We start from the raw sequence: 13,730 nt of genomic DNA, 5'->3' as shown, positions 1-13,730 counted from the left end.
ATTCAATTCCTTAGTGTTAAAATTCAATCGAAATTTCATTAGTTGTATTTTCATCTACAAAAAATGTAATTGTTTCTGTTTCAATTTCGCCATTTTTTCTTTTACGGATATACAGAATATTACTAAAATTTTGAGCCCCAACCGTTTCAATTTGAAAATTCTGTTGATTATAATCGGCGTTGATTGAGTTGAAAATACCTACAGAACCATCAGAGGTGTTTTCTGGGATGTCTAAATACGTATTGATCTGGATATTATTCATCTCGACAGATGGGTCAAAGTTCTGAAATGTAAGGATTAACGGAGCTTGTTGAGGTATAGTGAGATTGTAATTAATTAGTGTATCTCGGCTCGAAATTGACTGCAAATTTTTTCGATACTCTGTATTTATACCAGTTGCATATCCAGGAACATTAGAATATGTCTGCGTGTCCTTAATATATTCATTTCCTACGCTCGATTCATCGATGCTTACCCAAAAAGTACCATCTGCTGTGTTTCCTAGCTCTTCGTTGTTTATGAATCCCTTAATACGAAAGTATCCAGTCTCATTGGTACTGCCTCTTGCAATGATTCTTTTGTTTGAAGAATATGTAGCACTTTCTTCAAAATAAAATTCTACCGAAACATTTGGAATTCCAATAGCGTTGTCTCTTACAATTCTTCCGGCAACAATTGTACAATCTGCATTGCAATCATTTACAGCACTGTCATCTGTCTTACTACAAGAAATAAATACTATTAATGCGCATAGCAAAAGAGAAAGCTTCATATGGTTTATTGTTTCTGTATTTTTAATAACATACTTAAAAATAACCAGAAACTACTCTATTGCAGGTAAGATTTTTCCTTTACATTCTCCAAAACCTATACGCAATCCATTCTTTTCACAATGCGCACGCATGATTACAGTATCGCCATCGTTTATAAATTTTCGTTCTGTGCCGTCATTTAGCTTTATCGGATTTTGCCCTCGCCACGTTAATTCTAACATAGAACCATAACTATCTTTGGTAGGACCCGAGATGGTTCCACTACCAAGCATATCGCCACTACGAAGGTTACAACCGTTTACCGTATGGTGTGTGAGTTGTTGGGCCATAGACCAATACATATACTTAAAGTTAGAGTTGGCCACGGTCGTTTCTGTTCCCCCTTTAGGCTTAATCGCTGCCTCTAAATGAATATCGTAATTCATGTTCGCTCCCTGCTGAAGATAGGGTAGCGGTGTTGGTTCTTGTTTTGGCCCGTTGGTTCTAAAAGGTTGCAATGCATCAAGTGTAACAATCCAAGGTGAAATCGTTGAGGCAAAACTCTTTCCTAGAAATGGTCCCAATGGTACATATTCCCATGCTTGAATATCGCGAGCACTCCAATCGTTAAACAAAACCAGACCAAAAATATTTTCTTCGGCTTCTTCAATTTTTACACGCTTTCCTAAGTCGTTAGTAGCTGTAGTTATAAACGCCATCTCCAATTCGAAATCTAACAATTTGGTTGGACCAAAGCCAGGAACCCCATCATCGCCAGGTTTTGTCTGCCCAACAGGTCTTCTAATATTAGTGCCTGATGGAATTATTGAAGAACTTCTACCATGGTACCCAATAGGGATGTGCAACCAATTTGGAAGCAATGCATTCTCCGGATCTCTAAAAAGGGATCCAACATTGGTGGCGTGCTCTTTACTTGCATAGAAATCTGTATAATCGCCTACATCTACCGGCAATTGCATTTCAATTTCATCTAAGCGAAAAAGTACTTCTTTACAATGCTCTTTGTTCTTTCTTAGCTCATCGTTCCCTTCTAAGAAAAGGTTTGATATTCTATTTCGAACCAAACGCCAGGTTTTTCTTCCATCGGCAATAAAGTCGTTTAAAGTATCTTGTAAAAATATATCGTCTGTAAGATCAATGCCTTTAAAGTAACCTAGTTGATGCAATGCTCCTAAATCAATAGCTGTTTCACCTATTCGAGTTCCTATGGTAATAATATCATCTCTAGTTAAAAATACACCAAACGGAATATTTTGGATTGGGAAGTCACTATTCTTCGGAACATGTAACCAAGAAGTTCGTTTTGGGTCGTTGGCAGTCAATGGCATATACAGTTTTTTTTGTTTGTAATTTGTTGAATCAAATATATAATTTCTGAACAACTAACCACAACCATTTTGTATTTTTGCCTTTTATTAACTTTTTGATAAACTATGCAACGCGATCAACAGATATTTGAGCTTATTGAAGCCGAAAAACAACGACAATTAAACGGATTAGAATTAATTGCTTCTGAAAATTTTGTGAGCGACCAAGTAATGGAAGCTGCAGGATCTGTACTTACTAATAAATATGCAGAAGGATATCCAGGGAAACGCTATTATGGTGGATGTGAAATTGTAGATGAAGTAGAGCAATTAGCAATAGATCGTGCTAAAACGTTGTTTGGTGCGGCATACGTTAACGTCCAGCCACATAGTGGTTCTCAAGCAAATACAGCTGTTTTTGCTGCATGCTTAAAACCGGGTGACAAATTTCTTGGTTTCGACCTTGCACATGGCGGACACCTAACTCATGGTTCTCCTGTAAACTTTAGTGGTAAATTATATACCCCTGTCTTTTATGGTGTGAATGAAGAAACAGGAATGCTAGATTACGATGTTATTGAAGAAATAGCCATACGTGAACAACCAAAAATGATAATCGCCGGTGCATCAGCATATTCTCGAGAGATAGACTACAAACGTTTTAGAGAAATTGCAGATAAAGTAGGTGCGCTACTTATGGCAGATATTGCACACCCAGCAGGTCTAATTGCTAAAGGAATTATTAGTGATCCAATACCGCATTGCCATGTTGTAACTACAACCACTCATAAAACGTTACGCGGCCCAAGAGGTGGCATGATTATGATGGGCGAAGATTTCGACAACCCCTTTGGTATTACCTTAAAAAATGGTAACCTGCGTAAAATGTCATCGTTGCTAGATAGCGGGATTTTTCCTGGTAACCAGGGTGGCCCACTAGAACATATCATCGCGGCTAAAGCGATTGCTTTTGGAGAAGCACTAACCGATGAGTTTTTACATTATATGATTCAGGTTAAGAAAAATGCCGCAGTTATGGCAGAAGCCTTAGTCGCTAAGGGATATAAAATCATCAGTGGAGGTACAGATAATCATATGATGCTTATCGATCTTCGAAACAAAAATATTACAGGAAAACAAGCAGAAGAAGCACTTGGTAAAGCAGATATTACGGTAAATAAAAATATGGTGCCATTTGACGATAAATCACCTTTCGTTACAAGTGGAATTAGAATAGGTACAGCCGCTATTACTACCAGAGGATTAGTTGCAGAAGATATGACCGCTATTGTAGATTTAATAGATGAGGCAATTCTTAATTTTGAAAATGATACATTGCTAGAAGGTGTTGCTGAAAAAGTAAATACCATGATGGCTGGCAAACCTTTGTTTAAAGCATAGTAAGAGCATTAAAGAAATGACACCTATAGAAACAGAGCGTTTACTACTTCGGAAAATTAAGGTGGCAGACGCACCGTTCTTCTATGAACTATTTAATAGCGAAGGGTGGCTAAAATATATAGGTGACCGAAACATTCGTGTCGTTGCCGATGCCGAAAAACAAATTGTTGAAAAATATATCCCAAGCTACAAGAATAACGGGTATGGATCTTACCTCGTCATTGAAAAAGCTTCAGGGTGTCCTGTAGGTACTTGCGGCATGTATAAGCGCCCCAATTTAGACCATCCAGATATAGGTTTTGCCTTTTTACCAGCGTATTATAAAAAAGGATATGGATATGAATCTGCAGCTGCTATTCTTTCCAAGACTACTAAAGAATTAAAACTAAAAAAGGTAGTAGCATTTACGCTTCCTGAGAATACAGCATCTATAAAATTATTAGAAAAATTAGGTCTAACAAATGTAGGAGTGTATCAGTACCAAGATGACCCGGAAGAGTTGTTGCTTTTTTCTACCTAATTTACTGGTTTAAAAAACCAAGCAGTTGTTGCTCAATTTTCGGGTTAAACAAGTTGGTGTTGCTTTCTAATATTTCTCCAGTCTTAGTGATAATAAGCGCTTTGTTGTGAGAATTTAGTAGTAATTTCTTTTCGGCTGTTTCAATATCTTCAAACTGATATTCGTTGGCTTGATTGTAGCCCGAGGCTTTTACAGCTTTCAGCCACTTCTTAAAATGAGTGTCTGTATTAATACCAACAAATTGATATTCGGGATATTTAGAGGCTAATTCGGCCGCTTTAGAATGTATGTCTTTAAAATGTTTGACAGATTCGAGTGACCAAAAATACAATACGGCGTCCTTTTTCAGAATAGCGTGTAAACCTTCGGTTGCGTTGCCTGTATTCAATAATAGTATGTTAGGCAAGGTTTGTCCTGGAGTTAATTTCATAGTTGCCTCTGCCAAAGCATCAATTTCTTCTTGAGCTTTTGGGTTATCAACGTGTTTTTTAAAGAAAGCTACCATTTTTCGCTCGTTCTCTACGTTTTTAGCAGACAATAAGTATCTGCGAACATTACGTACAATTAACTTATGTTTCAGCGAATCGTTTGGCACTAGACTGTCAATTAAGGCAACCTTTTTATAAACATGTTTAAAAGACCTATTGTTTTGGCCACCTTCTTTAGCATAACTAGGATAGGTAATATTATCAAAGTATATGTTCAGGAAACGGTAATATGGATAGTAGGTGCGTAGTGAACTATTGTTAAAATCAATGTTCTCTCTATATTCATAAAAGTTTTTAGGGAAAACAGCCGTTGCTACCCGTTCTTCATTTTTATTGAGTACAGAGGTGTAAAGCTCTTTTTTAATATAATGGTTGTATTTGCAATTACTTTGTGCAACACTTTTAAAACCTTCTGAAGGTTTATGTTTTGCAATAAAAGCATCGTATTTTGATTTATTACGTTTATTGAGTGAATCTAGTTTTTCTTGAAACTGAGTAGGTTCAAGCATATAAAAAGCTCCTAAGGTCTTAATATCTTTTTCATTTTGAAGAAATAATTCCATTAAGAGGTTATTTTCTTTAGAACCGCGACCAGAATAATGTAGCGATTCGTCAAAGTCCATTGTATTTACCCGAAGTCGTAAGCTGTCTCCTGGCTCGAGGTAAAACATCTGAAACTCGTTGTGCTGAAAAGAATACAAACCTGCTTTCGGATTCTTAAAAGTATACTGAAAGGTGTTATCTTCGGAAAGCGTTAGGGTATCTACTACTGCATCATCTTTGAAGATAATTATAGTCTTCCCTTTAGGGTTTACAATTTCACCACCAAAGGTTGTAAACTCATGCCCGACATCTTTAGAGTCGTTACAAGAGACCATGAGGATTGTAACTAAAAGAATAAGTATTTTTTTAATCATATGTAATTGCCAACTTGAGTAGCAAAAATATACGTACTTCATTATCAAAGATGTTAAGTGTAGGTTAAAAGGAATATATAAACGTTAATGTTTCGCTTATAAGCGGGTTTTGGTTAATTTTGCGCCCAATTCAAAAATAAAACAAGCAAAGATGTTATCAGTTTCAAATCTATCGGTACAATTCGGAAAACGAGTATTGTTTGACGATGTAAATACAAAGTTTGTAACCGGAAATTGTTACGGAATTATTGGTGCTAACGGCGCGGGTAAATCTACCTTCCTAAAAATTATTGCTGGTAAGCAAGATCCAACCTCTGGTCATGTGCATCTAGAGACAGGTAAACGTATGTCTGTACTAGAGCAAGACCATAATGCCTACGACGATTTCCCAGTACTTGAAACCGTTGTACGTGGTAACAAAGAACTCTTTGCTATTAAGTCTGAAATAGATAAATTATACGAAGACTACACAGATGAAAACGCCGAACGAATTGGCGAATTGCAAGTAACCTTCGAAGAAATGAATGGATGGAATGCAGATAGTGATGCTGCTGCTCTCCTGTCTAATTTGGGTATTCCTGCAGATTTACATTACTCGATGATGGGAGATTTAGATGGAAAACAAAAAGTACGTGTGCTTTTAGCCCAGGCGCTGTTTGGTAGCCCAGATGTGCTAATCATGGATGAGCCTACTAACGATCTCGATTATGAAACAATTACGTGGCTAGAACATTTTTTAGCCAATTACGATAATTGTGTAATTGTAGTATCACACGACCGTCACTTTTTAGATAGTGTTTGTACGCATATTAGTGATATCGACTTCGGAAAAATTAATAACTACAGCGGTAATTATACCTTCTGGTATGAGAGTAGCCAGTTGGCTGCGAGACAACGCGCCCAGCAAAACAAAAAAGCCGAAGACAAGAAAAAGGAACTAGAAGAATTTATTCGTCGCTTTTCTGCTAATGTTGCCAAAAGTAAGCAGGCTACTAGTAGAAAGAAGATGATCGACAAACTGAATGTTTCAGATATTAAACCTTCTAGCCGTCGCTATCCAGCGATTATTTTTGAGAGAGAACGTGAAGCGGGAGATCAAATTTTAAACGTGGAAGGCCTATCTGCATCTATCGATGGGGAAGTTTTATTTAATAACATCGACATTAATCTTGCAAAAGGGGATAAAGTTGTGTTGTTTAGTCGCGATTCGCGTGCAACTACGGCTTTCTACGAGATAGTTAATGGAAATCAGAAAGCAGAGAAGGGAGACTACGCCTGGGGGGTAACCACCAATCAAAGTTACTTGCCACTTGACAATAGTAGTTTTTTTAAGAACGATAGTGGAAATGAAACGCTCGTAGACTGGCTTCGTCAATACGCTCAGACAGAAGAAGAGCGAGAAGAAGTTTATATTAGAGGGTTCTTAGGAAAAATGCTTTTTAGTGGCGAAGAGGCGCTAAAACAGAGTAATGTACTCTCTGGAGGTGAAAAAGTTCGATGTATGTTAAGTCGTATGATGTTAATGCGTGCCAATGTGGTTATGCTAGACGAGCCCACTAACCACTTAGACTTAGAATCTATTACAGCTTTTAATAATTCATTGAAAAATTTTAAAGGAACGGTTCTACTTACCACTCATGATCACGAATTTGCTCAGACTGTAGGAAATAGAGTGATAGAACTAACCCCAAAAGGAGTTATTGATCGCTATACAACCTTCGATGAATATATGAGCGATAAAAAGATTAAAGAACTACGCCAAAAGATGTATTCGTAGTAGTGTTAGTCATTTGGTAGAGGGCAAATCTACTTCTCTTATTAGAACGAGATAAATGCTTTTTAGAAGTAAATTACCAGTTGCGAATATTAAGAGATATCTAAACGATAAAGACCTGTATTATATAAGACATTACAACGTGCGAAAATCATGGAATCCTTCTTTTGAAAAAGGCGAAACGGTTTTAAGCTTCTTATGCTATACTAAAAACTATTACAAAATTGATGCAACCGATTTACATGGCAATCCAGTAGTTATAGATGCTATTTTGTACAGGTCGTATTCTTTTTTTCATAAAAATAAAGTTGTTTTTATCTAAAGTGACGAGTACTTTTTAGCTTAATATCACTTCATTCTCCAATTTCTTTGAGATACTCGTTAATGGTTTCTTCGGCTCTAATAAGCTCATCTTTCCGTATAAACACACGCACTTGCCCAGGCACACCAATGGCAAATCCACTGGTAATACCACTTTGGTGATCATCTTTTATAATGGGTTCAATACCGAGGTCATTTAATCGGGCGCGTAAACCTTGGGCAATCATCATAGGCCCTGTATAAATTCTAGTTGTTTCTTCGTTATTTTCACTCATGGTAAGGTTTTAGGCGTTGTAAAATTTGCTATCCCATATAGCATTGTTGAAATTTTTTCCTTTGGCAAAACCGTAAAACAATACGATTCCCGCCACTGCTTTAAACATAAAAAGGAACATTAATAGATATTCTTGATTGCTAACTTCTCCTTTAGTAAATGCACGCATCGGAGTGATGGATGTAAGAAAGATGCTTACTAAAAATACAGTAAATATTAGATTTTCAAAATTTTTGTACGGCCACATTAACCATTTGCGCAGAGGGTGTAAATCGTTTCCCCATTTGTGCACCAGATAATAATAATCATTTCCTAGTGGTATGAATAATAGGGGGTCGTCTGCATTTTCAAGTTTCATTAACTTTGCGGGAGCCACAATTTTATAAGAATGAAACGTTGTATTGTGGTCCTTTTCTAATACACGAATCTTTGAGATAGCTTCTTCTGGAATATCTTTCTTAAAGAATTTTGAATCTAAAAACCGCAATCGGTAGGTTACACAAAGCTGTTTAATATCATCTATACCGAAAATTTTATCAGTCTCTAATAATTCAATATTTAGAGAAGATAGTTGGTGTTTATTTTCACCGTTTTCGATGCGTGCCTTGATATCACCTCGTTCCTTTTCGTTTTGCTGAAAAATAGCTGCCACTTCATCTAAAATAGCCTCTTCATTTATGCGTTTCTTGCGCGTACGAAACAATTGTAGCTCTAAATTGGTTTTTTGGAGCATGATTTTTATTTTAAAGATACAAAACGACACCTGTGTCTACAAGAATTTAACACCCGTCAATGACACTCAATTTTATTACATAAATTGCGTTACAGTTGAGGATAACAATTTTAACTACCTTTGACTAAATTATTAGTTATGAAACTGAACATACTTCTCGTAGCCTTGTTTGCATTTACGTTTACTGCAACTGCCCAAAAATATACAAATACTAAAACACAAAAAACCACAAAAGAGTGGAACGGACTAACATTTTCTTCGGAAAAGTCAATGTTTCAAAATCTAGAAAGTTCTTCAGAGTTTTCGAAAGCAGCCCCTTTATTTAAAGATGGTGTTATTGAAGACGATGCGATGCTTACTGCTTTTGTAATGATAGACAAATCGTTTTCTAACCTAGAGGAGGACAAGCAAAAAAAGCTTTTTGGTGACACTTGGAAATCGTTTATTACATATCATTTTATACCCGGTAGAGTAGATGCCAATTCGTTAGAGAAAGCAATTGCTAAAGGAAATGGTACTGCCTATTTTACTACCGTTTTAGGTCAGCGTTTGGGGGCTAAGCGTGTTGGCAGCGACCTCGTTTTGTTTGACGGAAGCGGCAACACTGCTAAAGTTATCGCTACAGATTTTCGTCATAGAAACGGATTCTTCCATATTATAGATGGACTTTTATTGCCAAGCACAGAACAGTAATTACTGACTCTTGTAAAAGTTAAATAAATCCCAAAACGTACTTTCTAAAAAACCCTCCGATTTCATATCTCGTTTATTAAGACATATAACCTTAATAAAAGAATTGATATGAAACGAATTAAAATAATTACTTCAACATTATTTATTGCAGCCTTGCTGGCTACCACTACATCTTTTGCTCAAAAAGACATGAAGATGAAGAAAGAGAAAATAGTAATGGTGGGAGGTGCTGCAATGTACCCTACTAAAAACATCGTAGAGAATGCTGTAAATTCTAAAGACCACACCACATTAGTCGCAGCAGTAAAAGCTGCAGGTTTGGTAGAAACTCTGCAATCTAAAGGCCCATTTACTGTTTTTGCCCCTACAAACGACGCTTTTGCTGCATTACCAGATGGCACAGTAAGTACGTTGCTAAAACCGGCTAACAAACCAGCACTCCAAAATGTATTGACCTATCATGTGGTTGCAGGAAACATGAGCGCAAAAGATATTGTTACGGCAATAAAAAAGGGAAAAGGAAAGGCAACCTTCACTACCGTAAGTGGTGGGATGTTAACAGCAAGCCTAAAGGGTAAAAATGTAGTTATTACCGATGAGAATGGTGGATCTGCAATGGTAACTCAGGCCAATGTATTTCAGTCTAACGGAGTGATACACGTAGTAGACACGGTACTACTTCCAGGGGCTGACAAGAAAAAAATGTAAGAATTGTTTAGATAGTTTATGTGAGGTAAGCTTATCGAAGCTCAGCTCCAAAGTCGGTTTCAAACCGATTTTGGAGCTTTTTCATTATTTTATCTATTTGTTTATCTGTTAGTGTTTTACGTTCATCAAGTAATGTAAAACTTAAAGCATACGATTTTTTCCCCTTGGGAAGATTTTTCCCAGTATATACATCAAATAAATTTACATTTTTAAGGAGTTGCTTTTCGGTTTTAAAAGCGGCTTCTTGTAATTCTGAAAACGTAACTGATTCATCTAACAGAAGTGCAAAATCACGTTTTACCTTTGGAAACTTAGGAATTGGTTGAACGTGGAAAGTTTCCGAAGTAATTTCAGCTAAGACGGCATCCCAGTTGAAATCGGCATACAGCGTTTCAGAATCTATGCCAAAGCCTTTTAAAACTTGCTTTTTCAGCACACCAAATTCTACTAACGATTTCTTGTTTTTTACCAAGCTGATACCTTCAGAGAATATTGCGTTTTTGGTTGGTTTTTCTGTAGTATCTGTAACTCCTAATCGTTGCAATATACTTGTAACAATACCCTTCAGCTGAAAGAAATTGGCAGGAGCACAGGGCATAGCCCAGCTATCTTCGTTTTTTTGTCCTGCGATAAGCACAGATAGATGTTTGTGTTCTTCGCGACCATTTCCGAAGTCATGGTAGGTCTTACCAAACTCAAACAACTTCACATTAGGCATACGTCTATTTTGGTTGTAAGCCAGAGCTTCTAAGGCACCAAACAACATACTTTGGCGCAATGCCGAGAGTTCGTTACTAAGTGGGTTAAGCATTTCAATGGTATGCTCAGATTTTAAACTTTCAGTTAAATCAATATAAGAAGGATTGGTTAACGAATTCGCCATAATCTCATGAAACCCTTGTGCAGTAAGCTGTGTGGCAACTTTATTTTGCACTAAATGATCTTCAATCTTTTGGTTACTGGCGATACTTGCGTTTAACTTTTCGGTGAAGTTAATATTGTTATAGCCGTATACTCGTAATACTTCTTCAATCACATCTGCCTCTCGTGTAACGTCATTTCTATAGGCAGGAATGGTCATTCCTAAGCCGCTCTCTGTGACATTATTTATTTTAATTTCTAAAGATGAAAGGATACTTTTAATTGTTTCTTTTGGAATCTCTTGCCCGATAAGACGCGTTGCATTGTCAAAATTTAAAAACACCTGATGGTCTTCAATTTTATTTGGGTACACATCTATGACGTCGCTTGTAATTTCACCTCCTGCAATTTCCTGAATCAGTATAGCAGCACGTCGAAGCGCATATTCACAACTATTTGGGTCTATACCACGTTCAAAACGGAAAGAAGCATCTGTGTTTAACCCATGTCGTTTTGCTGTTTTACGAATGCTCACCGGATTAAAATACGCGCTTTCCAAGAAAATACTTGTAGTGCTTTCTGTAACGCCACTTTCTTCACCGCCAAAAACCCCTGCGATACACATAGGTTTTTCTACATCGCAAATCATTAAATCTTCTTCGTGCAGTTCACGTTCCATACCATCTAGGGTGGTGAATTTAGTTCCTGCTGGCAGTGTTTTAACTTCAATTTTTTGACCCGCTATTTTGCTCGCATCAAACGCATGAAGGGGCTGCCCTAATTCGTGTAGCACATAGTTTGTTGCATCAACAATATTGTTAATTGGTGTAAGTCCAATGGCTTTAAGTCTGTTTTGTAACCATGTTGGTGCCGCCTCCACTTTAAGACCGTTTATGGTAACTCCACAGTAGCGCGGTGCTTTTTCTGAGTCTACTTCGGAAACATCAACTTTTAAAGTTCTGCTATCAATATGAAAGGTACTGGTAGAAGGTGTTATTAGCTCAATTTGAATTTCTTGTTGTAACAAACCAGCACGTAAATCTCTAGCAACACCCCAATGACTCATAGCGTCGGCACGATTGGGCGTTAGGCCAATTTCAAATACCGTATCGTTCTCAATCTCGAAAACTTGTGAGACAGGTGTTCCTGGAGTTAAAGTTTCAGCAAGCACCATAATACCATCATGACCTTTACCCAAACCTAATTCATCTTCGGCACAAATCATACCCATACTTACTTCACCGCGGATTTTACCTTTTTTAATTTGCCACGGGTTGCCATCTTCATCATACAGGGTGGTTCCGACAGTCGCTACGGGTACTTTTTGTCCTGCGGCAACGTTAGGGGCGCCACATACAATTTGTACGGGTTCTCCAGTACCTAGGTCTACTTTGGTAACCTTTAATCGGTCTGCATTGCTGTGTTGGTTGCATTCTAGTACATGTCCCACTACAATACCTTCTAGCCCGCCTTTAATGGAAGTAAAAGGTTCTATACCTTCAATTTCGAGTCCGAGATCTGTGAGTAATTCACCTGTTTTCTCAGCATCCCAGTCTAGGTTTATAAATTGTTTTAGCCAGTTGTATGATATTTTCATCCTAAAATAATCTTAACGAGCCGCAAAGATAGCATTTATACCATTTTTTGTGATTACTTTTATGACTTGAGTTGTAATAAAAATGAAATCTGATTCCATTTTGTACGACTTACCACGAAAATCTATTGATTATGAATTCTTTCCGTTTCCGTTTTTCCAGTCTATTAGTTTTAATAGTACTAGTAATTTCTGCCTGTTCCAGAGAGGTAAAGGAACCTAAAGTAGGGGAGTGGAGAGCAGTTTTAGAAACCATAGATGGAAAGCCGTTGCCCTTTCTTTTCGATTATACTGCAGAACAAACGCTAGTAGTACATAATGCTGAAGAAGAAGTTGTCTTTTCTGATATTACCATAGTTGGCGATAGTATTACCATAGCACACCCAATTTATGAAGGTGTTTTTAAAGGTGTTTTTACTGAAGACAGTATCTATGGAAATTTTATAAAGCCAAGTTTAAATAGAGTGGTTCCATTTGTAATGAAGCAAGGTAGAGAAGAACGTTTTTCGGTAAATGCAGCGCCCAAAGCAACTGTTACGGGCACTTGGGAAACGGTATTTAGCCCAAAAAAGCCTTCAGATCGCTACATTGCTAAAGGTGTGTTTGAGCAGATCGGACATAAGGTGGTTGGTACCTTTAGAACTACCACGGGAGATTACCGCTATTTAGATGGCTCTGTAGAAAATGACACACTTCGCCTTTCTACATTCGATGGGGCGCATGCCTTTTTGTTTGAAGCCAATGTGCAAGGAGATACTTTAATGAACGGTGTTTTCTATAGTGGCAACCATTGGAAAGAAAATTTTACGGCTAAAAAGAACGAGGCGTACGAATTGCCCAAAGCAGATTCATTAACGTTCTTGAGAGAAGGCTATGAAACATTAGAATTTTCGTTTCCTGACACCAACGATACCATGGTTTCTTTATCTGATGAGCGCTTTCAAAATAAAGTGGTTATCGTTCAAATAATGGGAACTTGGTGCCCAAATTGTCTTGATGAAACAAGGTATTATACGCAGTATGTAAAAGAAAACCCAAACGACAATTTAGAATTTGTTTCCCTAGCTTTTGAGTATGCCCCTTCTAAAGAAAAGGCGATGGCGGCAATTAATAGACTAAAAGAGAAGGTGGGGGTTCCGTATCCAATTTTACTTGCCCAATATGGCAGTGAAGACAAAAAGAAGGCCAACGAGAAGCTACCTATGCTTAATCATGTTTTAAGCTATCCAACTACCGTTTTTATTGATAAAAAGGGAGTTGTGCGTAAAATACACACAGGTTTTAACGGTCCTGCCACAGGCGATAAGTACGATGCGTTTACTAAAGACTTTGAAGCGTTTGTAGCTACTTTGCTTAACGAATAAAA

General features: G+C 37.3%; 13 protein-coding genes. 7 read left to right on the top strand and 6 right to left on the bottom strand.

The features are described 5' to 3' along the window. Positions 1–16: 16 nt before the first annotated feature. On the bottom strand, positions 17–772 hold the full coding sequence (locus tag G5B37_RS04155; RefSeq protein ID WP_164678809.1) for a hypothetical protein: 756 nt from the start codon (positions 770–772) through the stop codon (positions 17–19). 51 nt (positions 773–823) lie between these two features. Further along, positions 824–2,101, bottom strand: coding sequence for a fumarylacetoacetase (gene fahA / locus G5B37_RS04150; protein ID WP_164678808.1), 1,278 nt, complete (start codon positions 2,099–2,101; stop codon positions 824–826). 105 nt (positions 2,102–2,206) lie between these two features. On the opposite strand from fahA, the gene glyA reads away from it, so the two are divergent. After that, entirely contained in the window at positions 2,207–3,481 is a 1,275-nt protein-coding gene (gene glyA / locus G5B37_RS04145) for a serine hydroxymethyltransferase (RefSeq protein ID WP_164678807.1), read from the top strand. Between the two features lie 16 nt (positions 3,482–3,497). After that, positions 3,498–4,001 (top strand): GNAT family N-acetyltransferase, encoded by a 504-nt coding sequence (locus tag G5B37_RS04140; RefSeq protein WP_164678806.1) that lies wholly within the window; start codon positions 3,498–3,500, stop codon positions 3,999–4,001. Between the two features lies 1 nt (position 4,002). Here the strand turns inward: G5B37_RS04140 and G5B37_RS04135 are convergent, their stop codons facing one another. Continuing rightward, entirely contained in the window at positions 4,003–5,406 is a 1,404-nt protein-coding gene (locus tag G5B37_RS04135; RefSeq protein WP_164678805.1) for a TlpA family protein disulfide reductase, read from the bottom strand. A 151-nt stretch (positions 5,407–5,557) separates the two neighbouring features. Between G5B37_RS04135 and G5B37_RS04130 the strand changes: the two genes are divergently transcribed. After that, positions 5,558–7,183, top strand: coding sequence for an ABC-F family ATP-binding cassette domain-containing protein (locus tag G5B37_RS04130; RefSeq protein ID WP_164678804.1), 1,626 nt, complete (start codon positions 5,558–5,560; stop codon positions 7,181–7,183). Positions 7,184–7,238: 55 nt separating this feature from the next. Next, positions 7,239–7,502, top strand: a complete 264-nt coding sequence (locus G5B37_RS04125; protein WP_164678803.1) for a hypothetical protein — start codon at positions 7,239–7,241, stop codon at positions 7,500–7,502. Between the two features lie 31 nt (positions 7,503–7,533). Here the strand turns inward: G5B37_RS04125 and G5B37_RS04120 are convergent, their stop codons facing one another. Continuing rightward, complete coding sequence (locus G5B37_RS04120; protein ID WP_164678802.1) at positions 7,534–7,776, bottom strand: putative signal transducing protein; 243 nt, start codon at positions 7,774–7,776, stop codon at positions 7,534–7,536. A 9-nt stretch (positions 7,777–7,785) separates the two neighbouring features. After that, the gene (locus G5B37_RS04115; RefSeq protein ID WP_164678801.1) at positions 7,786–8,508 is read right to left on the bottom strand and encodes a hypothetical protein; all 723 of its coding nucleotides are present in this window, start codon (positions 8,506–8,508) and stop codon (positions 7,786–7,788) included. A gap of 138 nt (positions 8,509–8,646) precedes the next feature. Here G5B37_RS04115 and G5B37_RS04110 point away from each other — a divergent pair, with 138 nt between their 5' ends. Beyond that, on the top strand, positions 8,647–9,201 hold the full coding sequence (locus tag G5B37_RS04110; RefSeq protein WP_164678800.1) for a fasciclin domain-containing protein: 555 nt from the start codon (positions 8,647–8,649) through the stop codon (positions 9,199–9,201). A 108-nt stretch (positions 9,202–9,309) separates the two neighbouring features. Further along, positions 9,310–9,909, top strand: a complete 600-nt coding sequence (locus G5B37_RS04105) for a fasciclin domain-containing protein (RefSeq protein WP_164678799.1) — start codon at positions 9,310–9,312, stop codon at positions 9,907–9,909. Positions 9,910–9,940: 31 nt separating this feature from the next. Here G5B37_RS04105 and pheT read toward each other — a convergent pair whose 3' ends face one another. Next, positions 9,941–12,367 (bottom strand): phenylalanine--tRNA ligase subunit beta, encoded by a 2,427-nt coding sequence (pheT, locus tag G5B37_RS04100; RefSeq protein WP_164678798.1) that lies wholly within the window; start codon positions 12,365–12,367, stop codon positions 9,941–9,943. A gap of 131 nt (positions 12,368–12,498) precedes the next feature. On the opposite strand from pheT, the gene G5B37_RS04095 reads away from it, so the two are divergent. Beyond that, positions 12,499–13,728: a peroxiredoxin family protein gene (locus G5B37_RS04095; RefSeq protein WP_164678797.1), complete on the top strand. Its 1,230-nt coding sequence runs from the start codon at positions 12,499–12,501 to the stop codon at positions 13,726–13,728. The last annotated feature ends 2 nt before the right edge of the window (positions 13,729–13,730 follow it).

Source organism: Rasiella rasia (assembly GCF_011044175.1).
Classification (GTDB): domain Bacteria; phylum Bacteroidota; class Bacteroidia; order Flavobacteriales; family Flavobacteriaceae; genus Marinirhabdus; species Marinirhabdus rasia.
Note: the sequence above shows the minus strand (reverse complement) of the source record. Positions and strands in the feature narration are given on the sequence as shown.